Below are 22,152 nucleotides of genomic sequence, written 5' to 3' on the forward strand. Positions count from 1 at the left end.
GCCGTCTTCGGTGAAGCGGTAGCCGCCGGCGTCGAACTTGACCAGGTCGGCCGGGTCGGTAATGCGGTTTTCGATTACCCAGCGGGCCATCATGCCGCGAGCTTTCTTGGCGTAGACCATAAGGGCGCGGAGCTGACCGTCCTTCTCTTCCTTGAAGGTGGCGGTGATGACCTTGGCCTTCAGCGCTTTCTTGTCGACCGACTTGAAATACTCGTTGGAGGCCAGGTTCAGCACGACCGGCTCGTCTTCGCCGTCCATCGCCGCATTGAGATCCTTGGCGATCAGCGTGCCCCAGAAATCATACAGGCTCTCACCGCGGCGGGTGTGCAGCTTGCGGCCCATTTCCAGGCGATAGGGATGAATGGCATCGAGCGGTTTCAGCGTGCCGTACATGCCCGAGAGGAGACGCAGATGATCCTGGGCCCAGTTGAGGTCGTCCTCGGACAGGCTGGCCGCATCGAGGCCGCGATAGACCTCGCCGTTGAAGGCGAAGGCGGCCTGTTTCTCACCGGGCTGTTCTGCATCGAAGGCCTGGAAGCGTTCGCGGTTGAGCTGGGCGAGGTCGTCTGAAATGCCCATCATCGCCTTGATCTTGGAGGCCGTGAGCCCCCGCGTGGTTTTCGACAGGATGCGCGTTTCATCGATCAGCGCCGGCGTGGTCGCAGGTAGCTCCCGCTCCAGCGGGTCGAAATTCATGTTCTTGGCGGGCGACAACAAAACGAGCATGGATCGAATCTCCTTCTTGGCCCCAACATAAGTCCCGCACCCGGGCGATTCCAGTGGCCCGCATCGCGCTAAGGTCGTATCGCGCAGCTGCGTTCCAAAAGGTGCGGTGAAGGGCTAACCCAATAACACCCGCGGGTTCATGATCCCGTCCGGGTCCAGCGCCTGCTTGATCGCCCGCATCACGGTGACATCCACCGGTTTGCGGCGCGCCAGTTCCTCGCGCTTGAGGATGCCAATCCCGTGCTCGGCGGAGATCGAGCCGCCGAATGTGTCGACGAGGTCATAGACGATGTCCGAGGCGGGCTTAATGCCGGCGAGGAATTCATCTCCCGCACCGGCGTCGCGGGCCATGATGTTGAAGTGCACATTGCCGTCGCCGACATGGCCGAAGGCGATGACCTCGGCCTGGGGATAATCACGCTCCACTGTCGCGGTCGCCTGATTCATGAAGGCGGGCATTTTAGAAACCGGGATGGAGATGTCGTGCTTCAGCGCCTTGCCATGGGCGCGTTCAGCCTCGGCAATGGTTTCGCGCAGGCGCCAGAAATCATGCTGCTGGCTGTCATTCTCGGCAATGGCCGCGTCTGCGATCAGCCCTTGCTCGAAGGCCTCGCCCAGCGCGGCCTCGAGCGTATCGCGGGCGCCGTCCTCACGGCCGAAACTCATCTCGCAGACGACATACCAGTCGTGCCGGCCTTGCAGCGGATTGCGCGTGCCCGGGACATGCTCCAGCACGAGGTCGAGCGCATTGCGCGGCATGATCTCGAAGGCGGTGACGGCGCCGCCGGAGGCCTGTTTGGCGAGGCCTAGAAACTCGACCGCATCATCGGTGGATTTCAGGCCGCAAAAGGCCAACTCCATGCGCGCCGGGCGCGGGAAGAGTTTCAGTGTCGCCGCGGTGATAATGCCGAGCGTGCCTTCCGCACCGATCAGCAATTGCTTGATATCATAGCCGGTATTGTCCTTCCTCAGGCCGGTCAGCCCGGACCAGACCTCGCCATTGGGCAGAACCGCTTCCAGGCCCAGCACCAGATCGCGCGTCATGCCGTAGCGCAGGACATGCACGCCGCCGGCATTGGTGGAGATCAGCCCGCCAATCATTGCCGAGCCCTGAGAGCCGAGCGACAGGGGAAAGAGCCGGTTAGCCTCCTCGGCCGTGTTCTGCAGCGTTTCCAGAATACAGCCCGCCTCCACCGTCATGGAATCATTCGCCGCATCGATCTCACGCACCTGGTTCATGCGTTTCAGCGAGATCAGCACTTCGCCCTGGGGCGTTGAGGCGCCGCACAGGGAGGTATTGCCGCCCTGTGGAGTGATGGCGATCCCGGCTTTGGCGCAGATCTTCACTGCCGCGGCGACCTCTGCGGTCGAGCCGGGCTTCAGCAGGATGGGCGAATGGCCCTGATAACGCCCGCGCCAGTCCTTCACATGCGGCTCGATCTCGTGTGCGTCCTGGCTCCAGCCTTTCGGGCCAAGGGCGGATTTCAGGCGGTCGATGATGGCAGGCGAAATCTCGGTCATTGAGTATCTCTTGGCGCCGCAGCGCGGCGCAGGCGGTCATTGATGGCTTCGCCGAGACCGTGCCCGGGGATGGGCGCGACGGCAATGGTTGGTGCGCCGCGGGCGTCGAGTTCGCGCAGGGCGGAAAACAGACGGGCGGCGGCTTCGCCCAGATCTCCCGCTGGCGACAGGTTGATATCCCCCTCAATCGTCCCGAAGCCCAGAAGCAGTTCTCCTGCTCCGGCTTCAGTGGCATTGAGACGCACTGCTGCGCCGGGCGCGTAATGGCTCTTCAGCATGCCTGGGCTTGCCGGGGCGTCGCTTTCGCCGGCGGCGTGCAAGGGGCCGGTGACAGCCTCGATACGCTCGCGTGCCAGGCCGCCCGGGCGCAAAAGGGTCGCGGTCTCCCCGGTGACGGCAACGACGGCACTTTCCAGCCCGACCGGGCACTCGCCGCCATCGAGAATAAGGTCGATCTTCTCTCCCAGCCCTTCGGCCACATGTGCGGCCCGGGTCGGGCTCACTGCGCCGGACGGGTTGGCGCTGGGGGCGACGAGCGGCCTGTCGACCGCCTCGATCAGGGCGCGCGCAGCCGTATGGGCGGGGCAGCGAATGGCGACCGTGTCGAGCCCCGCATTGGCGAGATCAGAAATCGGGGCGTCCTCGCGCTTGGGCAGGACCAGGGTCAGCGGTCCGGGCCAGAACGTGTCCATCAGCTTGCGTGCGAGGGGCGGGATTTCGACCAGGCGCTGCGCCATTGCAACGCCGGTCACATGCGCGATCAGCGGGTTGAAGCTGGGCCGCCCCTTGGCCGCGTAGAGCCGGGCGACTGTCTGGCCATTGCCCGCATCACCAGCAAGGCCGTAGACGGTTTCCGTCGGCATGGCCACGAGCCCGCCGCCGCGCAGGATTTCTGCGGCGCGGTCGATAGCGTTGGGATCGCTGACAGGCAGGATGGTGGCGGACATGGGCCGAGCTAGCGCCAAGCGGGGCTGCAAGACAAGCCTGTTATGCGTCTATTGCGCTGCGTTGGCCTCGATATGCAGGACGATGGTAACGCTGGCCGCGGTCTCGCCCCAGCTGGCATCGCCGACCCCATAGTCGAGACGGGCAATCTCCAGCGCCGCGTCAGCAATAGCGCGACCATCTGCGATCTCGAGGTTGAAGGGCAGGATCACGGCCTGATCGGCGCCGCGGATATTGAGCGTGCCGTGCGCCACATACCCGTCCTCGCTGGCGCGGATGTCTTCGGAGGTGAAGCGGGCCTGCTCATGTGTCTCCGGAGCAAGGCCTTCCGCGGACAGCATGGACTGGTCGAGCTGGCCATTGCCGGTCGAGCCGGTGGCGACTGAAACCGTCGCATCGATACGGGCATTGGCCAAATCGGCCGGGTCCAGCGTGATCGCCGCACTCCAGTCGGCGAACTCGCCGGTCACGGTCGAGCCGAAGGCGGATGTCTCGAAGCCGACGCGGCTGGCATCGGTGTCGACTGTCCAGTCCTGGGCCAGGGCCGGTGTGGCCGTGAAAAGCAGGACGGCGAGGGCGGTGCGCAACATGGCCGGGATTACCTTTTGAGCAGGGGGATCATGCGGGCGATGAGATTATCGCGATCAATAAACTGGTGTTTGAGAGCGGCAGCGACATGCAGGCTGGACAGGATCAGGATGGCCCAGCCACCGGCGCCATGGGCGCTTCCGGCCAACTCCGCAAATGCCTCGGTTTGCGGCACCGGCAGTTTGGGCAGAACGAGATCGGGATTGTTGAACAGGAGCGTCGGGAAAGGCGTCGCCGACGCCGCAGCCCAGCCCCCCAGCGGCAGGCCGATCATCAAGGCGTAGAAGCCCCAATGCGTCGCTTTGGCGATCCAGGATTCATGCGGCTTCATGCCTTGCGGCAGGGCGGGGGCGGGATGGGCCAGCCGCCAGCCGAGGCGAAACAGGCTCAGGGCCAGGACGAAAAGTCCCGTCGTCTTATGGGCATTATAGGCAAACTGCACATCGCTGAGCGGCACGTTTTCGCCGGCCAGCATGCTCTCCCGCAGGCCTTCCATATACCAGCCGAAAAACACCATGGAGATCAGCAAAACGGCGAGAATCCAGTGCAGGGCAATCGCAATCGGGCTGTAAACCTCGCGCATTATTCCCCTCCCTCAAGGAATTCCGCTTCAATGCGGATACGGATTTCGCGGCCCAATACGGTTTCAGGCAGACTGCCGATCCCGAAGTCGGACCGGTCGATCACCATGTCGGCGCCGAAACCGATCGTATTGCGGCCTTCCAGGAAATTGAACAGTCCGCCATAGAATTCGATGTCCATGGCGGTGTCGGCTTCGCGGCCATTCAGAAACAGCGTTCCGTAGGCGCGGCCAGTGGTCTCACCGGTGATCTCGACACGTGTCGAGGTAAAGCGGATTTCCGGGTGGCGCCCGGCATTGAACCAGTCCTGCGCCAGGGTGCGGTCAAACTCGGGGTCACCGGTGGAGATCGAGGCGGCGTCAATGATGGCCGTGAGCTGGGCTTCGCCGGGGCGTTCAGCGTCGAAATCGAGGCTGGCGCGCAGGCTGTCAAAGCGACCCGTATACCAGGCGAGACCGAAATGGCGCACGCGCCAGATCGCGCTGGCATGGCCGGCATCCAGCTCCCATTGCCCCGACGGCAGGCGCGCCGGGTCCGTGGTGGGAGTGGCGCAGGCTGCCAAAAGCAGCGGTACAGCAAGGGCGAGGGCGTGCAATCTCATGCCCGCAATGTAAGCCCTTGGCGAAACCGGAAAAGCACAATCTCGCGGCTGCGACAGAAAATCACTGTTTCCAGGCTCGCAAGTTTCGCCGCGGAGGTTATCTTCGCCCCTAACACGGTTGGGAGAGAACAAGATGGATTACCGCGCACCGGTCGAAGATTTGCGTTTCGCGCTCGAGGAAGTGGCTGCCGTTGATACGGTCAAGTCCGGCGGGGCATTCCAGGAATTCACTGATGATCTGACCGGAGCGATCCTGGACGAAGCGGCCAAGCTGTCCGGCGATGTTCTCGGCCCTCTCAATCGTGTCGGCGATCTCAAGGGCTGTACGCTCGAGAATGGTGAGGTGACCACGCCGGAAGGCTTCAAGGACGCCTACGCCCAGTTCGTGGAAGGCGGCTGGCAGGGGCTGCAATTCCCGGCCGAGGCCGGCGGGATGGGGCTGCCGCGCGCTTTGGGCGTTGCCGTGCTGGAAATGATCCAGTCCGCCAACATGGCCTTTGGTCTTGGTCCGATGCTCACTTATGGGGCGATCGAAGCGCTGCTGGCTCATGGTACGCCCGAGCAGCGCGAGCAATATCTGTCCAAGTTGCTGACCGGCGAATGGACAGCGACGATGAATTTAACCGAGCCTCAGGCCGGTTCCGATGTCGGCGCGCTGCGCACCAAGGCGGAACCCAATGCTGACGGCTCCTGGGCCATTTCCGGACAGAAGATTTACATCACCTGGGGTGAGCACGACTGCACGGACAATATCATCCACCTCGTTCTGGCTCGGACGCCGGGCTCGCCGGAGGGCACCAAGGGTATCTCGCTCTTCATCGTGCCCAAAGTGCTCGAGGACGGTACGCGAAACTCGGTGCAGGCCATTGGTCTGGAACACAAGCTGGGCATTCACGGCTCGCCAACCTGTACAATGGAATATGCCGGTGCCAAGGGCTGGCTCATCGGCGGTGAGAATAACGGCATGCGCTGCATGTTCACGATGATGAACTCGGCCCGTCTCAATGTCGGCGTCCAGGGCGTCGGCATCGCAGAGCGCGCCTATCAGCAGGCGCTCGGCTATGCCAAGGAGCGCAAGCAGGGCCGGGCACCGGAAGCGGATGGCCCCGCGCCGCACGCCATCATCAACCACCCGGACATTCAGCGCAGCCTGGCCCTGATGAAGGCCAAGATCGAAGCTTCGCGGGCGATCTGCCTGTCCTGTGCCGTTGCCGCTGACCTCGCCGAGTACGGTGCCGAGGACGATGAGCGCGCCGCCGCCAAGCGCCGCGAGGAGCTGCTTACCCCGATCGCCAAGGCCTGGTCCACCGATATCGGCGTCGAAGTCGCCTCCATGGGTATTCAGATCCATGGCGGGATGGGCTTTGTCGAGGAAACCGGAGCCGCCCAGCATCTGCGCGATGCCCGGATTGCCCCGATTTATGAAGGCACGAATGCCATCCAGGCGATGGACCTGGCTGGCCGCAAGCTGTCGATGGCCGGCGGCGCGGCCTTCACCGAGCTCTATGACGATATCCAGCAGACCATCGAGGCCTGTTCAACGTCCTCACATCCGGATCTGCCGCCCCTGGCGGAACGCCTGGAGGACGGTCTCGACGCCCTGCGCGAGGCCGCAGCCTGGCTCAATGACAGCGACATGTCGGACAAGTTGGCCGGCGCCACGCCCTTCCTCACCCTAGCCGGTGAAGTGATCGGCGGCTGGATGCTGTGCGTCGGCGCAGTCGCGGCCCGCCGTCGTCAAAAGGAAAATATCGGCGATCCGGCCTTTGCCGCCCAGCGTATCGCCCTAGCGAATTTCTATGCCGAGGCGGTACTGGCGTTGTCCCCCTCGCGGGTCGATGACATCACCATGGGCATGGACATGATCGCCGAGGTCGGCTTCGCAGCCGGGGAGTAATCCCCGGCTCACGTGCCAGCGGCCTTAAACCCAATAGGTCTGCGGCTGCGCGATGCCGCGGCCGTCGATCAGGCGTACCAGGCCAATCGCATTGCGGATCAGCACCCACAGCCATATGGCGACGTAGCCGAGCAGGCCGAAGGGCGAGAGGATGACGGTGAAGATCAGCACCGTACAGGCGATAATGCCGATCAGTGCGATCCAGAACGTCCTGATCTGGAAGTCGTAGTGCGAGAACAGCCAGTTGGGTGCATTTTCCCGGCGCGCATAGGCAATGATCAGGGCGATGATGGACGTCACGCCGATAATATTGCTGATCAGCATCAGGACATAGTTCAGCGCGACCATGAGTTTGTCGTCACGGTCCGCCGACGCGTTATGGCCCGGTTCAATAATGGTGTCGCTCATTGAGGCTAATCTCCCTTCAGCCCTGTCACTAGCATGGCCCCCCGGGCGTCTTCGAGCGGGAACGGCCCCATGACGTTCCCCCGCCGCACTGCAGCAATCTCGCCACGCTAAGTCACGAAAAGGGCACAATCTTGGCGCTTGAGGCTTGGTAACGCGGTCGTTTCGACGTATCGGAAGACTGGGAATATGTTCGGATCGGGTGAGGTTTCAAGGTGAAGTGGGTTTGGGAGCATAGGAGCCAGATGCTGCTGCTGGTCGGCGGCGTTGTGTTTCTCGGTTTGCTTCTGGCCGACCTCGCCCTGGGTTGGTCCTTGCCCTATCCGGCGTCACTGCTCTGGCTGATCACCGCGGGATTACTCGGTGCCGGTCTGGGGTTACAGTATTTGGAAGCGGAACAGGATGGCGCGGATGAGGCGCCGGGAGACAACACGCCATGAGCCTTATCGTCACCATGTCAGACCATGTGCCCGGCCGGGAAATCGACAGCGTGATTGGCGTTGCTCGCGGCAATGTCGTGCGCGCCCGCTTCTTCGGTCGAGATTTCATCGCCGGATTGCGCAATCTGGTCGGTGGTGAGGTGCCCGAATATACCAAGCTGTTATCCGAATCGCGCGAACAAGCGCTCGATCGCATGGTGCGCCATGCTCAGGAGTTGGGTGCAGACGCGGTGATCACCTTCCGCCTGTCGACGGCGACCGTGATGGACGGTTCGGCAGAAATTCTCGCCTACGGAACGGCTGTGAAACTGAAATGAACCCGTTGATGAAACGGCTTGCCGATCGCGCGGCAGGCGAAGTCCTCGAAATCGCGCGCTTCCTTGGTGGTGTGGCCGCTGTCTATCTGGTTCTGGTCACGCTCGGCTTTGCCGTGTTCCACATCCCGTCCCAATCCATGCAGCCGACGCTGGAAGTTGGCGACCGGGTTGTCGTGTCGAAATGGGCCTATGGCTATTCGCGCCACTCCCTGCCGCTGGGGCTGGGCTATCTCCTGCCGGACAGCTGGAATGCCCGCCTCGCCTGGGGGCAGCCGCGCCGTGGTGATGTGGTTGTGTTCCGCGATGAAAACCAGCCGGACGGCCGGGCCCGCAATCTGATCAAGCGGGTCATCGGTGTTGGCGGGGATATGGTCGAGGTACGCGACGGTCGCCTTTACATCAATGACGAGCCGGCCGAACGGGTACTGGACGAGATCCGCAATTACCGTGAATTCCCGACCCAGCAGATCCAGACCGTGACGCATTATGTTGAAGGGCTGCCGGGCGGGCGCGAGCACTCGATCTATGAGCGTTCGGACAATTACGCCCTGGATGATTACGGCCCAGTCCGCGTGCTTCCGGGCACGGTCTTTGTCATGGGTGACAATCGTGATGCCTCGCGGGACAGCCGCGCGCCGGGCGGGCCGGGCCTCGTGCCGTTGGCCAATGTCATTGGCCGCGCGGAAACCGTGCTCTTCACCTTCGAGCGCTGCCGCCGCGAGCAAGGCCTGTATTGCCCCCGTGGCCGTGTCTGGCAGGGCCTGTAGGCCGTGGCGTCGAGCTTCAGACTTCTGCGACGCCTGCCCGGCTGGGTGCGCTCGAATATTCGCGAAGCCAAGGAACTGACGAACTTCCTCGCCGGGGTGGCAGCGCTCTGGTTTGTCTGGACCTCGGCCGCTTTCGCGATCTACTACATCCCCTCCGAAAGCATGCAGCCATCACTCGAGGTGGGAGATCGGATCGCCGTGTCCAAATGGGCCTATGGCTATTCGCGTCACTCCCTGCCGCTGGGGCTGGGCGATTGGCTGCCGGAAGAATGGGACGGGCGGCTCGCCTGGGCCGACCCGCAACGCGGTGATGTCGTCGTCCTGCAATCGCCGCGCGCCGATATTGTCCTGATCAAGCGCGTCACCGGGGTAGCGGGCGACGTCGTCGAGCTTCGCCGGGGGCGTCTTTATATCAATGGCGAACAAGCCGAGCGTGAACTGGTCGATGAGCGTCGCTACCGCGAACATCGCGCCCGCATGGGCAGCGTGCATGTCGCCCACTTCACCGAGACCTTGCCGCAAGGCGATGGTCGCCCGCATCCGATCTATGAGCGCACCGATGCCGGAGAACTGGATGATTTCGGACCCGTCACGGTACCGCCGGGGCATCTCTTCCTGATGGGTGATAACCGCGACCATTCTGTCGACAGCCGGCACTTTAACGGGCCGGGCTTTGTTCCGCTGGACAATGTTATCGGCCGCGCGGAAACGGTCCTGTTCACATTGAAACGCTGCCCTGACGACAGTGATTTGCATTGTCCGACAGGACGGGTCTGGCGCGGGCTTTAAACACGCCCTAGTTTCCCGGCAAGACAAACTTCGCCGGGGAGAGCGCGATGAGCCTTAAAGACAAGACGATTTTCATTACCGGTGCGAGCCGGGGTATCGGTCTCGCGATTGCCGAGCGCTGCGCCCGCGATGGCGCCAATATCGTTATTGCGGCGAAATCCGATGTCGCGCACCCGCGCCTGGAAGGCACGATCCATACCGCTGCCGAGGCGATCGAAAAGGCCGGCGGCAAGGCTCTGGCGGTGAAGTGCGATATCCGTGACGAAGCCAATGTCGAGGATGCTGTTGCTCAGGCGGTCGAGCATTTTGGCGGCATAGATGCGGTGGTGAACAACGCCTCCGCGATTTTCCCGGTCGGCACCAAGGATGTGCCGATGAAGCGCTATGATCTCATGCACGGCGTCAATGGTCGCGGCACCTTCCTGGTGACCCAGAAATGCCTGCCGCACCTGGAAAAGGCCGAGAACCCGCACATCCTGGTGCTGTCGCCGCCGCTCGACATGCGCCCGATGTGGTTTGGTCCGCACGTCGCCTATACCAGCGCGAAATATCAGATGAGCCTGTGCGTTCTGGGCTGGGGCGAGGAATTCAAGGGCAAGATTGCCGCCAATGCGATCTGGCCGCGCACCGCCGTTGCGACGGCTGCGATTTCCAATGTCCTCGCCGATGACGCGGCGATGAAACAGTGCCGCAAGCCGGAAATCCTCGCCGATACCGCCTACCGCGTCCTCAACAAGCCGGCCGCGGACTTTACCGGCAATTTCCTGATCGATGATACTTTCCTGTATTCCGAGGGCGTGACCGATTTCGAACAATATGCAGTCACCCCGGGCACCGATCTGCTGCCCGACTTCTTCGTGCCGGGTGAAGAGGATGCACCGACACCGCCGGGCGTGAAGCTGATGGATCTGTCCGGATTGTCCCACTAAGGCCATGACGGCCCTCATTATCGACAGTGCAGCCAGTGCGGGCCATCCCGTCCCGCCGGGGCATCCCGAGCACCAAGGCCGCTATGATGCAGCCCGGGCGGCGCTTGAGGGCGTTGCCAATGCGCGCTGGCTGAACAGTCGCGCGGCGGTTCGCAGCGAACTGGAACGCTTTCACACCGCGGCCCATATCGAGCGCGTGCTGGGTTTAACCGCGACGGTCAGCGAGGGCGACTGGGCCGCCCTGGATGCGGACACCCAAGTCACGCAAAGCTCGGCCGCTGCCGGATTGCATGCGGCCGGCGGCGTGGTGGAAGCGGTCGACCGCGTTATGCGGGGCGAGGGGCTTCACGCCTTTTGCCTGGCTCGTCCGCCGGGCCATCACGCCGAGCCGGACCGGGCGATGGGGTTCTGCCTGTTCAACTCGATCGCTGTCGGGGCCTGCCATGCGCTCGAGGCGCACGGGCTGGATCGGGTCGCAATCGTCGATGTCGACGTGCACCACGGTAATGGCTCGCAATGCCTGGCCGAAGTTGATGAGCGCGTCTTCTTCGCCTCGCTGCATCAGGCCCCGCTTTATCCGGGGACGGGAACGCGCAAGGAAACCGGCCGCAACGGCAATGTCCTCAACATCCCGCTGCCGGCCAATACCCCCGCCGCGGTCTGGCGTCAGCATTTCGAAGGCGAGGTGCTCCCGGCCCTGAAACAGTTCCAGCCGCAAATGCTCTTCGTTTCTGCCGGTTTCGATGCGTATGCGGATGATCCGCTGGGCGGTTTCCTGTTGCAGGATGTCGATTATGCCTGGATCGCGCAGGAATTGGCGGGCGTGGCAGAGGAAACTGCGGATTCCCGTCTTGTCTCCGTGATGGAGGGCGGATACGACTGCCCCGCACTGGGCCGGGCAGCGGCCGCTTTCACCGCGGCACTGTAACGGCATCAAGAATGAGTGGCTTGGCGTGGCGGGGCACGGCAGCCTGAATGGCACCCCGCTCAATGGTCACGGAAAGTCCGCCATCTTGTCTGCCACGCCTTCACAGCGCCCCGGACGTATCACGATCGCCCGACACGGCCAGCCGGATGCCAACCGCGAAACGCGGCTGGATTGGCGCGGCTATGAGGATTGGTGGGACAATATCTACCAGCCGGCCTCCCTGGCGGCGGGGCAGAGCGCCCCGGACAAGCTCAAGGCCGCCGCTGCCGAGGCGCACATCGTTTATGCCTCGACCCTGACCCGCGCCGTCGAGACGGCCGAGGCCGCAGCCCCCGGTCGTGAGCTTGAGATTGATCCGGTCTTCATCGAGGCTGAGCTGCCGCCGCCGGCCATGCCCGGCCGTTACATGGCCAAGACCTGGGGCGTGTTTGCGCGCTGTTCCTGGTGGTTCGGATTTGCCCGCGGCCGCGAGAGTCGTCACGAGGCCGAAGCGCGCGCCGCGATGGCTGCCGCTCGCCTGGTTGAGGCCGCACAGGACGGTGATGTCGTGCTCTGTGCCCATGGCTGGTTCAACCGCATGATGCGGCCGCATATCCGCTCTGCCGGCTGGCGCTGCGTCAGCGATGGCGGCGATAGCTACTGGTCCTTCCGTCAATATGAATACCGCGCGCGATAGCGCGTTGCTCCGGCTCGCGGCCCTGCCTATGCTGCGCCGGACTTTTGGAGTTCGCATTCATGTCCGACACCCCTAATGCCGACATCGCCGAGATGAGTTTCGAGCACGCCCTGGCCGAGCTTGAGCGCATTGTTCAGCAGCTGGAAAGCGGTGAGGTCGAACTGGAGCGGTCGATCGCCATCTATGAGCGCGGCGCGGCCCTGCGGGCGCATTGCGACAGCAAGCTCAAGGATGCCGAGCTCAAGGTCGAGAAAATCGTGCGCGGTGAAGACGGTTCGGTGACCACCGAGCCGGCCGGGCTGGACTAGCGTTTCTTACAAGCGTTCCGGGACTGACCCGGTCCCGCCAATCCCCACAGGGTCCGGGCCGTTTGTGCCCGGCGACAAGGACACTGATGACCAGCGAGAGCTTTGAGCACGCCCTGAACGAGACCGCCGACCGCATAACGGTCGCGCTCGATGCGCTTCTGCCCCGCGCAGAAGGCCCCGAGGCGCGTCTCAATTCCGCCATGCGCTATGCCGCGCTGGGGCCGGGCAAGCGGCTACGTCCTTTCCTGGTCATGGAATGCGGCAATCTGGTCGGCGCCGATGAGCGCGGCCTTTTACGTGTCGGCTGTGCGCTGGAATGCATCCATGCCTATTCGCTGATCCATGATGATCTGCCCTGCATGGATGATGATGATCTGCGCCGCGGCCGGCCGACCGTGCACAAGGCCTATGACGAGGCGACGGCGGTTTTGGCTGGTGATGCGCTGCAATCCTCGGCTTATGAGATCCTGGCGCATCCGGATACACACCCGCGCGGCAGCGTCCGCGCCCGTCTGGTGGAGAAACTGGCCCGGGCCAGCGGCGCTGGCGGCATGGTCGGCGGCCAGATGATCGACATTATCGGCGAGAGCGAGACGCTGGATATCTCGGTTGTCACCCGCATGCACCGGATGAAAACCGGTGCGCTGATCAATTTTGCTGCCGAAGCGGTGGCGACTCTGAAGGATATCGACGATCATATCCGGCGGTCTCTGGACGGGTTTGCCCATGACCTCGGACTGGCCTATCAGATCACCGATGATCTGCTCGATGCCACTGGCAATGCGGATGATGCAGGCAAGGCTGTCGGCAAGGATGCCGGTCAAGGAAAAGCCACCTTTGTCACCACATTGGGCATTGAAGGCGCCAAGGACCGTTCGCGACACTTGGCCGCGCAGGCGAAGGAACACCTTGATCCCTTCGGCGAGCGAGCAAATTTGTTAAAAGAGGCGGTTGATTTCATTCTGACCCGCCAAGCGTAGAGAGCAGGACGCTGCCGATGTCTGTGAAGACACCCAATCTGGACCGGATCCATTCGCCTGCCGATCTGAAGAATCTCAATCTCGAGACGCTCACATCGGTGGCTGACGAATTGCGCGCTGAAACCATTGATGCGGTCTCTGTCACGGGCGGCCATCTCGGCGCCGGTCTCGGCGTCGTCGAACTGACGACAGCGCTGCACCATGTGTTTGATACGCCGCGCGACGTGCTGGTGTGGGATGTCGGCCACCAGTGCTATCCGCACAAGATCCTGACCGAGCGTCGTGACCGTATCCGCACGCTGCGCCAGGGCGGTGGCCTGTCCGGCTTCACCAAGCGCTCGGAAAGCGAATACGACCCGTTCGGCGCGGCCCATGCCTCGACCTCGATTTCCGCCGGCCTCGGTTTTGCCGTTGCGCGCGACCTCAAGGAAGAGCAGGACCGTCACGTGATCGCGGTGATCGGTGATGGCTCGATGACGGCTGGCATGGCCTATGAGGCCATGAATAATGCCGGCGGTCTCAATTCCCGCCTCATCGTCATCCTGAACGACAACGACATGTCCATCGCGCCGCCGGTTGGCGCCATGAGCCATTATTTCTCCCGCCTGGTGTCGAGCCAGGGCTATCGCAATATCCGCAAGCTGGGCAAGGGCGTCGCCAAGGTGCTGCATGTCGAGGATGCGGCGCGCCGGGCCGAGGAATACATGCGCGGCATGGCCATGGGTGGCACGCTGTTCGAGGAAATGGGCTTCCGCTATGTCGGCCCGATCGACGGCCATGATATGGGCCAGCTGGTCGCCGTCCTGCGCAATGTGCGCGATGGCGAGGATGGTCCGGTCCTGATCCACTGCGTCACGCAGAAAGGCAAGGGCTATGCCCCCGCCGAGGCCTCGGACGACAAGTATCACGGCGTTGCCAAGTTCAATGTCGTCACCGGCGAGCAGCAGAAATCCAAGGGCGGACCACCGTCCTACACCAAGGTTTTCGCCCAGCAGCTGGTTGAGGAAGCCAAGAAGGATGACCGCATTGTCGGGATTACCGCGGCCATGCCCGGCGGAACCGGCATGGACCTGTTCGGTGAGACCTTCCCGGATCGCATGTTTGATGTCGGCATTGCTGAGCAGCACGCCGTGACCTTCGCCGGAGGTCTTGCAGCAGACGGGATGAAACCCTTCTGTGCGCTCTATTCGACCTTCCTTCAGCGCGGCTATGACCAGGTTGTGCATGATGTGGCGATCCAGAAACTGCCGGTCCGCTTTGCCATTGACCGGGCCGGTCTGGTCGGCGCGGATGGCTGTACCCATGCCGGCTCATTTGATATCGGTTATATGGGCGCGCTTCCGGGCATGGTGGTTATGGCGGCTGCCGATGAGCTCGAGCTCAAGCGCATGGTCGCCACTGCCGCCGAGATCGATGATCGCCCGTCCTCCTTCCGCTATCCACGTGGCAATGGCACCGGCATGGACATGCCGGCTGTGATCGAACCGCTCGAGATCGGCAAGGGCCGTATCCTGCGGGAAGGCGGCTCGGTCGCCATTCTCTCGCTCGGTACGCGTCTGGGCGAAGCTATAAAGGCTGCTGACACGCTGGCGGCCCAAGGCTTCCCGGCAACTATCGCCGATGCCCGTTTCGCCAAGCCGTTGGATGAAGAACTGGTGCTGCGCCTGGCGCGCGAGCATGAGGTATTGATCACGGTGGAAGAGGGCGCACGCGGCGGTTTCGGCGCGTTTGTGCTCGAGCTGCTGGCCGAGAAGGGCGCTCTCGATCGTGGTCTCAAGGTGCGGACCATGACCCTGCCTGACGTCTTCCAGGACCAGGACACGCCGTTCAACATGTATGAAACGGCCGGCCTCAACGCCCGCCACATCGCCGCCAAGGCGCTCGAAGCGCTGGGCCGGGAAGAACATGCGGCCCAGATGATAGCAGCACAGTTTCCGGCTGAATAAAATCTGAAAGAGGCGCCATGCCCCGCGCCGACAAATACCTCGTCGAACACGGTTTTTTTGATACCCGCGCTCGCGCCCAGGCGGCGATCGAGGCGGGTCGTGTGGTGGTCGATGGCCAGGTCGTGCGCAAGGCCTCGCAGAAAATCGAGCCCGGCGCCGTTATCGAGGCTGAAGCGGCGCATCCCTGGGTCAGTCGCGCGGCTCTGAAACTGGTCGAGGCACTGGATCGTTTCGATATCGACCCAAGCGGGCTGACCTGTCTCGATGTCGGTTCCTCGACCGGCGGGTTTTCCGAAGTCCTGCTCGAGCGCGGCGCAGCCAAGGTGATTGCGGTCGATGTCGGCCGGGAGCAGCTTCATGCCAAGTTGCGCGGCGACAAGCGCATCGTCTCGCTGGAAGGCCAGGATGCGCGTCAGCTTTCGATCGCCGAGATCACCGAAGCGCCGCAGCTCATCGTCTGCGATGCCAGCTTCATCTCGCTTCTGAAAGTCATCCCGGTCCCCCTGTCACTGGCTGCACCGGGCGCCGTCTTCATCGGCCTGATCAAGCCGCAATTCGAGGTCGGCCGTGAGGGCCTGGCTCGCGGCGGGCTGGTCAAGGATGAAGCGTTGAGAGACGAGGCGGTCGCCCGCGTGCGAGACGCCCTGGACGGGCTGGAGGGGTTTGCCGTGGCCGACGTCATCAAGAGCCCGATCACCGGCGGTGACGGTAATCTGGAATATCTGGTGCTGGCCCGGCGGGGTTATCGTTCAAATTGATCAAGGGCTTGCAACCGGCCAGCTCGAAGGCCGCCGCGTCGCACGCAAGAGATAGAAGCGTCGGCCTGTTACTGCAGCCAGCCCGGCTGCCTCCTCTGCCTGCGGCGGGTTGGGCTGACGTATTGCCCGAGGCCCAGGGCTAGCAGCTATTGGGCTCACCATGTTAAGGCTTCGACCGGAGCATGACGAAGCAGGCACGGTGAGCAGGCGGGATGACCGTATCAAAACACAATCTGATCGTTTCCAGACTCCAGGCCAACGCGAAGTCGGGCCAACGCATCAAGCTGGTTCTGGTGGGAGTTTTCTGGCTAGTCCTCATGCTGGTCAACTGGCCTGAATGGGCCTTCGGGACGGGTTCTGGGGCGCTTGTGCCAACGACATGGGCGAGCCTGCTGGCCCTTGAACTGAGCCCGGTCGCCCTGGTTACCCTCGCCCTGAACGCTGTATTTGCCTTTCTCGTCCTGCGTTGGCTTCAGTCTCCCGCTAAAAGCGGCGCTGATATGCTCGAGCATCCCGTGCTAATGTCGCTCAAGAAACGCGGCATCGACCCGGAAGTGGCGCTCGCCGAATTCCAACAAGCCTATGACGCCGGCAGCTTCGTGGAGACCGAAGAGCTGATCGCGACGCCTTCTTGGGCCTTTTTGACCCCTCCGGCAAATGCGAAGGTGGTCCGAATGACCGACTGTGCCTCGCTCTATTTTCGGGCTTCCGGCGCCGAGCTGCTGGCGAAAGCGGGGGCCATGAGCGGCGCGCTCACAAACCGCCAAGCCGACCTTGTTGCCAAGTCTGCAAAGGATGCCGATACAGTTGTCATTCGCACTACGACCACGCGCAACAGCCTGAATGAAATTGCTTGCGAACCCGGGGACGTTAGCCGCCTGGTGAAATTCTTCACCAGCCACAATCCCGGCATCGTCGTGGGCTGGACCAAGGAGCGTGAAGCCCTGTGGAATGAAAGCCCAAAGGCCTTTATTCAGGCGGCACCAAAACAAGGCGCATCGGCTGCTGACGTCCGTACATCACGTGATGCTATGGAGGTCGCGGAAGACCTGACCGACAAGCTGTCGGGCGATTAACGAGCGGCCTTGGAACAAGTCCGGGGAAAAGAATAAATCCGCGGAACGAGACGCTTACTCGTTCACATACGCCTCATACGGCCGCCAGATCCCGTCGGAACCCTCGCACATATAGATCTCGCGATAGCTCACCTCGCCATACTGATTGTATTGCGGTGAATTGCGGTATTCGCAGGTCCAGTAATCGTTCGAGGACGCTTGGTAGGTGCGAGCCTGGTTGTTGTCGCGTCCGCCCATCAGCTCGACATTGGAACCGCGGTCGTACTCGTATTCGTAGCGGTCATCATAGCGCTGGTCGCGATAGTCGCGATTGTCGTAACGGCTGTCATGACGCTGATCCTGATAACGCCGATCATCATAACGACGGTCGTCATAACGGCGCTGATCGCGCAGGTGTTCGCAGTCCTCACCACTGGCCAGGCCGGCGCCGAGTACGGCACCGAAACCGGCTCCGGCGATGGTGGCGACGGCTTCGTCATTGTCATTGTCGCGATGGCGATGACGGCGGTGGTAGTGATGGCGGCCGCGGCGGTGGCGGTCATAGCGATGCCCGCGCCGGTGATGGCGATAGTCGCGATCATTATTGTCGTCGGCCAGCTCATTGCCGACAATGGCGCCAAGTAGGCCGCCGACGATGGCGCCGGCGACCTGGCGGTCCTCCCGCTCATTGACGCATTCGGCATAACTCTGGCTCTGGGCCATGGCCGAGGGGGCAAAGAGGGCGAGGGCGGTAGCGCTCAACAGGGCGCTGGCAACGAGTTTCATGCGCTTATCTCCTTCAAGCGAGTTTACACTCAGACGCTTGGGTACTGGATCACACCCTAGTGCGGGCGCGATGAGCCCTGCATGAACGGCTTCTCCTGCGGCTTGCAAAAGCCAGGCCTCATTGCGGAAAAGCAAAGGCCGGCCCCCGAAAGAGAGCCGGCCTGTCAAATCCAGGCAGGTGCTGGATAACTTACTGGCGGCGAGCCACTTGCCAGTCGCCATAGGCGTCGCGGCACATGCGGACTTCGTCCAGCGAATAGGTGCCGTCCGGCATGTAGATCTCGGCCTCGCCCCAGCGGCATTCGCGGTCATTATACCAGTAGGTATCGCGAATGGTGATGGCACCGCGCAGGCCGGAGTGCGGATTGCCCCAGTAATACGGCTCGCCATACTCGAAGGCATAGTTGACGGCATACTGGTACTGGGCGCGGTCGCAATCATCGAAGTCACCTGCGGCCGAGCCGATCATGGCGCCGAAGCCTGCCCCGAGCAGGGCGCCGACAGCGGCATCATCATCATTGGCGGCGACGCCTCCGATAATCGCACCCAGGATGGCCCCGACGACAGCTCCGTCATTGCTGCCGTTATCGTAGCGGCACACACCATCATAGTAAGCGAACTGGCGGCGGTCATAGCCATGGCTGTAATACCGGTTGTGATAGCGCCAGCGCGTGGACGGACCGTAGTGGCCGTAATGAGTGTTGTAGGTCCAACCATGGTTCAGGTGACGCAGCCAGCGGGTCTGCTGACGCAGGCGGCGCTGATCCCGGTAGAAGTCACGGCGGCGTTCGGCCCGGCGCCAGCGGCGCTCGTCGCGGCGGCGTTCAGCGCGGTATTCCCAGCGGTCACGGCGGATGTCGTAACGGTGCTGACGGCGCTGATCGCGGCGGAATTCGCGGCGATCTTCAAAGCGATCGCGGCGGTTTTCATAGCGGCGGTTATCGCGGCGACGGTCCGCATCTCTGACACGGTCATTGCGACGATCAAACCGGTCTTCGCGACGGTCACTACGACGGTCGGCGCGGTCTTCGGCACGATCCCGGCGGCGGTCGAAGCGCAGGTCGGAATTGTCGCGGCGGCGATCCAGGCGTTCCTGTCGATCCTGGCGGGCGCGGCGTTCCTCACGGAGCGCCTGGTTCACGGCCCGGCCGGCCAGACCACCTTCTTCCGTCACCCGGCCAACGCGGCGGGCGCGGTCCTCGACGAGGCGGCGCTGCTGACGGTTTTCGGCGCGGTTTTCGCGACGATCCTGACGGTTTTCTGCGCGGTTGTCGCGGCGTCCCTGGCGGTTCTCGGCGCGATTATCGCGGCGCTGCTGTCTGTTCTCCGCACGGTTCTCCTGGCGCTGGCGGTTTCCCGCGCTATCATCGCGGCGTCCCTGACGGTTCTCGGCGCGGTTATCGCGGCGCTGCTGGCGGTTGTCCGCGCGGTTCTCGCGTCGTTGCTGCTGGTTTTCAGCGCGGCGCTGCTGTCGGTTGGCATCGCGGCGAACCTGACGGTCAGAGCGAGCGTCCTGCTGTTGCGGTCGTCGTTGCAGCTGGCTCGGGTGAATTTGCGAGCCCTCATCGCGGACGCGATCGCGTCCATCACGCTGGGCCTCCGCCGGCACGCTGAGCATGAGCGCCGGCACGAGGGCCGCCGCGATGAGCGCTGCCTTGGAGATCGAGTACTTGTTCATGTCGGAACCTCCCTGGTGTCCAGACGCTGGACAGACTAGCCCGGCGCTTGTCCCTACACCTAATGGGGGCGCGATGAGCCCAACATGAACGCTTGTTTCATCTTGGAGCAGGGTTGCCTCAGAGCGGCGCCTGGCCGCGGTGGCGAAGCTTGTGATCGGCCAGGACCAGGGCTGCCATGGCTTCGCCTACCGGCACGGCCCGGATGGCGACACAGGGGTCGTGGCGGCCATGGGTGACAATACTGGTTTCCTCGAAATTCTTGTCGAGGGTCTGGCGCTCCACGCGGATCGAGGAGGTCGGTTTGACGGCGAATCGGATCACCAGGTCCTGCCCGGTGGAGATGCCGCCGAGGACACCGCCATTATGATTGGAGGTGAAGACCGGGCCGCCCGGGCCCTGGCGCATTTCGTCGGCCGCGTCTTCGCCGCGCATGGCGGCTGAGGCGAATCCGGCGCCGATCTCCACGCCCTTGACTGCATTGATGGTCATCATCGCCGCGGCGATGTCACTGTCGAGCTTGCCATAGACCGGGGCACCCCAGCCGGCGGGCAGTCCGGAGACCACAACCTCGACAATACCGCCGGTCGAGGAGCCGTCGCGGCGTAACTGGTCGACATCGTCTTCCCAGAGCGCAGCGGTCTGCGCGTCGGGGCAGAAGAAGGAGTTGTTGTCGATTTCCGACCAGTCCCAGCGCTCATGATCGATGCGGCGCTCGCCGAGCTGGATCAGGGCGGCGCGTATCTGCACCTCGGTGCCGAGCACCTTGCGGGCAATGCCGCCGGCGGCCACGCGCATGGCGGTTTCACGGGCCGAGGAGCGGCCGCCGCCACGATAATCGCGGACGCCATATTTCATGTCATAGGTGAAATCGGCATGGCCGGGCCGCCACTTGTCGCGGATGTCTGAATAATCCTTCGAGCGGGCGTCGACATTCTCGATCATCAGGCCGATCGGTGTGCCGGTTGTCACCTGGCCGCCAGTGCGGTCATCCTCGAACACACCGGAGAGGATCCTCACCTGGTCGGGTTCCTGACGCGGCGTTACATGTCGGCTGGTGCCGGGGCGGCGCTTGTCCAGGAAAGGCTGTAGATCGGCCTCGGTGAGGGCAATGCCGGCCGGACAGCCGTCAACAATGGCACCAATGGCCGGACCGTGGCTCTCGCCGAAAGTGGTGAGCCGGAAAAGATGACCGAAAGTATTGTGAGACATGACCTATCCGCTTGCTGGCCAGACCATAGTGCGATCAATCGCAGGCGTCACGCGGCAGAGTTCGAGTTGCGGATCCAGCGCGCGAACCGGCTCATCGGCGACGGGCGCGAAAACGTGTCGACGAAGTCCTCAAGCGCGGCGCTGTCCGGGGCCGCCATCGGCGCGTCCTCACCGGCCAGGACCGAGATCTGGACCTGGACGCTGTCATCGCCAACCGCGGTCAGGCTGGCCCCGTCACAGACCCCGGCGGGGATGCGGACGATGATCGGTTTGTCACCGTATTTCAGGGCCCTGGTAATACCACTGGCGGCCTCGGCAGCGGAGATCTGCAGCTCCAGGCAAGCCGGACGCCGGGATTCGAGATAGCGGATCGCCGCAACGATATCGGCCAGCTCGGACAGGGTGTCCGGCGAAGGCGGTGTGATGTCGGGGTGCAGTTTCTTGGCCGCGTCGCGGAAGGCGGATTTGGCAGCATCGAAGCCCGCGCCCGGATCCAGTCCAAGCACGGCGTACGCTTCACGGATACTCCCAATACGCGGTGTCATATGTGTTTTATAAGCCGAGAAGATTCCCGAAAGGTTGACGCGCGCTGCGCAATCTCTACCTCGCGGGTGACAGAAGGAGGCGGCTCACATGTCCAAGAAAGATGATCTCATCCCGGCCACGCCGAGCGAGAAGGAATACAATGAGACCGCCGAGGCCAATGCGGTGGAGATATTCGACCGGGATGAGCCGTTCGAGCTGTTCGCCAACTGGCTGCAGGACGCCAGGAAAAAAGAGACCAATGACGCCAATGCCATGGCTCTGGCCACGGCGGATGCAGACGGTCTTCCCGATGTCCGCATGGTGCTCCTGAAGGATGTCGATGCCGAGGGCTTCGTCTTCTACACCAATCTGGAAAGCGCCAAGGGCGAGCAACTGGCCGAGAATGCCAAGGCGGCCCTGTGTTTCCACTGGAAGTCCCTGCGCCGGCAGGTGCGGGTTCGCGGCCCAATCGAACCGGTCAGCGCCGAGGAAGCTGATGCCTATTTCAATTCCCGCGCCCGTGACAGCCGCATCGGGGCCTGGGCGTCAAAACAGTCCCGTCCGCTGGAAAGCCGCTTTGCCCTGGAGAAAGCCGTGGCCCGGGAAGCCGCGCGCTTCGGCCTCAGCGAAGTCCCGCGCCCGGATCACTGGTCCGGCTTCCGCCTGAAACCGGTCTCGATCGAGTTCTGGCGCGATCGTCCCTTCCGCCTGCATGACCGGATGACATTCCGCCGCGACGATTTTTCCTCGCCTTGGAGTATCACAAGACTGTATCCTTAACCCCGGGCTGGAATCG

Annotated in this window: 25 protein-coding genes; 14 read left to right on the plus strand and 11 right to left on the minus strand. The window is 63.1% G+C overall.

Annotated features, from left to right (window positions below):
* The 6 genes from yaaA to Q1V51_RS11045 all read right to left on the minus strand — a co-directional run.
* Window positions 1-726, minus strand: a 726-nt coding sequence (gene yaaA / locus Q1V51_RS11020; protein ID WP_300556288.1) for a peroxide stress protein YaaA, incomplete at its 3' end; no start/stop codon positions are given.
* A 114-nt stretch (window positions 727-840) separates the two neighbouring features.
* Window positions 841-2,247 carry an FAD-binding oxidoreductase gene (locus Q1V51_RS11025; protein ID WP_300556290.1) on the minus strand — a complete coding sequence of 469 codons (1,407 nt, stop codon included), beginning with the start codon at window positions 2,245-2,247 and terminating at the stop codon, window positions 841-843.
* Window positions 2,244-3,194, minus strand: a complete 951-nt coding sequence (locus tag Q1V51_RS11030; protein WP_300556292.1) for an L-threonylcarbamoyladenylate synthase — start codon at window positions 3,192-3,194, stop codon at window positions 2,244-2,246. The genes Q1V51_RS11025 and Q1V51_RS11030 overlap by 4 nt, the downstream gene beginning before the upstream one ends.
* Window positions 3,195-3,242: 48 nt before the next feature.
* Window positions 3,243-3,782, minus strand: coding sequence for a YceI family protein (locus Q1V51_RS11035; protein WP_300556294.1), 540 nt, complete (start codon window positions 3,780-3,782; stop codon window positions 3,243-3,245).
* A gap of 8 nt (window positions 3,783-3,790) precedes the next feature.
* The gene (locus tag Q1V51_RS11040; protein ID WP_300556296.1) at window positions 3,791-4,363 is read right to left on the minus strand and encodes a cytochrome b; all 573 of its coding nucleotides are present in this window, start codon (window positions 4,361-4,363) and stop codon (window positions 3,791-3,793) included.
* Window positions 4,363-4,962, minus strand: a complete 600-nt coding sequence (locus tag Q1V51_RS11045) for a YceI family protein (RefSeq protein WP_300556298.1) — start codon at window positions 4,960-4,962, stop codon at window positions 4,363-4,365. The genes Q1V51_RS11040 and Q1V51_RS11045 overlap by 1 nt, the downstream gene beginning before the upstream one ends.
* 133 nt (window positions 4,963-5,095) lie before the next feature.
* Between Q1V51_RS11045 and Q1V51_RS11050 the strand changes: the two genes are divergently transcribed.
* Window positions 5,096-6,859 (plus strand): acyl-CoA dehydrogenase, encoded by a 1,764-nt coding sequence (locus Q1V51_RS11050; RefSeq protein ID WP_300556300.1) that lies wholly within the window; start codon window positions 5,096-5,098, stop codon window positions 6,857-6,859.
* Window positions 6,860-6,883: 24 nt separating this feature from the next.
* On the opposite strand, the gene Q1V51_RS11055 is transcribed toward Q1V51_RS11050, so the two are convergent.
* Complete coding sequence (locus Q1V51_RS11055; RefSeq protein WP_300556302.1) at window positions 6,884-7,267, minus strand: hypothetical protein; 384 nt, start codon at window positions 7,265-7,267, stop codon at window positions 6,884-6,886.
* A 242-nt stretch (window positions 7,268-7,509) separates the two neighbouring features.
* Here Q1V51_RS11055 and Q1V51_RS11060 point away from each other — a divergent pair, with 242 nt between their 5' ends.
* The 12 genes from Q1V51_RS11060 to Q1V51_RS11115 all read left to right on the plus strand — a co-directional run bounded on the left by Q1V51_RS11060 (window position 7,510) and on the right by Q1V51_RS11115 (window position 17,178).
* Window positions 7,510-7,704, plus strand: coding sequence for a hypothetical protein (locus Q1V51_RS11060; RefSeq protein WP_300556304.1), 195 nt, complete (start codon window positions 7,510-7,512; stop codon window positions 7,702-7,704).
* Window positions 7,701-8,021 (plus strand): YbjQ family protein, encoded by a 321-nt coding sequence (locus Q1V51_RS11065; RefSeq protein ID WP_300556306.1) that lies wholly within the window; start codon window positions 7,701-7,703, stop codon window positions 8,019-8,021. The genes Q1V51_RS11060 and Q1V51_RS11065 overlap by 4 nt, the downstream gene beginning before the upstream one ends.
* A gap of 8 nt (window positions 8,022-8,029) precedes the next feature.
* Window positions 8,030-8,788 (plus strand): signal peptidase I, encoded by a 759-nt coding sequence (lepB, locus tag Q1V51_RS11070; RefSeq protein WP_300556308.1) that lies wholly within the window; start codon window positions 8,030-8,032, stop codon window positions 8,786-8,788.
* A 3-nt stretch (window positions 8,789-8,791) separates the two neighbouring features.
* Window positions 8,792-9,577: a signal peptidase I gene (gene lepB, locus Q1V51_RS11075; RefSeq protein ID WP_300556310.1), complete on the plus strand. Its 786-nt coding sequence runs from the start codon at window positions 8,792-8,794 to the stop codon at window positions 9,575-9,577.
* A 47-nt stretch (window positions 9,578-9,624) separates the two neighbouring features.
* Window positions 9,625-10,506, plus strand: a complete 882-nt coding sequence (locus tag Q1V51_RS11080; protein ID WP_300556312.1) for an NAD(P)-dependent oxidoreductase — start codon at window positions 9,625-9,627, stop codon at window positions 10,504-10,506.
* Between the two features lie 4 nt (window positions 10,507-10,510).
* Entirely contained in the window at window positions 10,511-11,434 is a 924-nt protein-coding gene (locus Q1V51_RS11085) for a histone deacetylase family protein (protein WP_300556314.1), read from the plus strand.
* Window positions 11,435-11,519: 85 nt separating this feature from the next.
* A complete protein-coding gene (locus tag Q1V51_RS11090; protein WP_300556316.1) occupies window positions 11,520-12,110 on the plus strand; it encodes a histidine phosphatase family protein in 591 nt (196 codons plus the stop codon).
* A gap of 59 nt (window positions 12,111-12,169) precedes the next feature.
* The gene (locus Q1V51_RS11095; RefSeq protein WP_300556318.1) at window positions 12,170-12,418 is read left to right on the plus strand and encodes an exodeoxyribonuclease VII small subunit; all 249 of its coding nucleotides are present in this window, start codon (window positions 12,170-12,172) and stop codon (window positions 12,416-12,418) included.
* 86 nt (window positions 12,419-12,504) lie between these two features.
* Window positions 12,505-13,398 (plus strand): polyprenyl synthetase family protein, encoded by an 894-nt coding sequence (locus Q1V51_RS11100; protein WP_300556320.1) that lies wholly within the window; start codon window positions 12,505-12,507, stop codon window positions 13,396-13,398.
* 17 nt (window positions 13,399-13,415) lie between these two features.
* Window positions 13,416-15,344 carry a 1-deoxy-D-xylulose-5-phosphate synthase gene (gene dxs / locus Q1V51_RS11105; RefSeq protein ID WP_300556322.1) on the plus strand — a complete coding sequence of 643 codons (1,929 nt, stop codon included), beginning with the start codon at window positions 13,416-13,418 and terminating at the stop codon, window positions 15,342-15,344.
* Window positions 15,345-15,361: 17 nt separating this feature from the next.
* Window positions 15,362-16,102: a TlyA family RNA methyltransferase gene (locus Q1V51_RS11110; protein WP_300556324.1), complete on the plus strand. Its 741-nt coding sequence runs from the start codon at window positions 15,362-15,364 to the stop codon at window positions 16,100-16,102.
* 212 nt (window positions 16,103-16,314) lie between these two features.
* Window positions 16,315-17,178, plus strand: a complete 864-nt coding sequence (locus tag Q1V51_RS11115) for a hypothetical protein (protein WP_300556326.1) — start codon at window positions 16,315-16,317, stop codon at window positions 17,176-17,178.
* A gap of 54 nt (window positions 17,179-17,232) precedes the next feature.
* Here the strand turns inward: Q1V51_RS11115 and Q1V51_RS11120 are convergent, their stop codons facing one another.
* From Q1V51_RS11120 to Q1V51_RS11135, 4 genes are all read right to left on the minus strand, one after another.
* Window positions 17,233-17,943: a hypothetical protein gene (locus tag Q1V51_RS11120; protein ID WP_300556328.1), complete on the minus strand. Its 711-nt coding sequence runs from the start codon at window positions 17,941-17,943 to the stop codon at window positions 17,233-17,235.
* Between the two features lie 190 nt (window positions 17,944-18,133).
* Window positions 18,134-19,621, minus strand: coding sequence for a glycine zipper domain-containing protein (locus Q1V51_RS11125; protein WP_300556330.1), 1,488 nt, complete (start codon window positions 19,619-19,621; stop codon window positions 18,134-18,136).
* Window positions 19,622-19,739: 118 nt separating this feature from the next.
* Window positions 19,740-20,831 carry a chorismate synthase gene (aroC, locus tag Q1V51_RS11130; protein WP_300556332.1) on the minus strand — a complete coding sequence of 364 codons (1,092 nt, stop codon included), beginning with the start codon at window positions 20,829-20,831 and terminating at the stop codon, window positions 19,740-19,742.
* Window positions 20,832-20,878: 47 nt separating this feature from the next.
* Window positions 20,879-21,376, minus strand: coding sequence for a DnaJ domain-containing protein (locus Q1V51_RS11135; protein WP_300556334.1), 498 nt, complete (start codon window positions 21,374-21,376; stop codon window positions 20,879-20,881).
* Window positions 21,377-21,464: 88 nt separating this feature from the next.
* On the opposite strand from Q1V51_RS11135, the gene pdxH reads away from it, so the two are divergent.
* Window positions 21,465-22,136: a pyridoxamine 5'-phosphate oxidase gene (gene pdxH / locus Q1V51_RS11140; RefSeq protein WP_300556336.1), complete on the plus strand. Its 672-nt coding sequence runs from the start codon at window positions 21,465-21,467 to the stop codon at window positions 22,134-22,136.
* The last annotated feature ends 16 nt before the right edge of the window (window positions 22,137-22,152 follow it).

This window comes from Maricaulis sp., from assembly GCF_030149235.1.
GTDB lineage: Bacteria > Pseudomonadota > Alphaproteobacteria > Caulobacterales > Maricaulaceae > Maricaulis.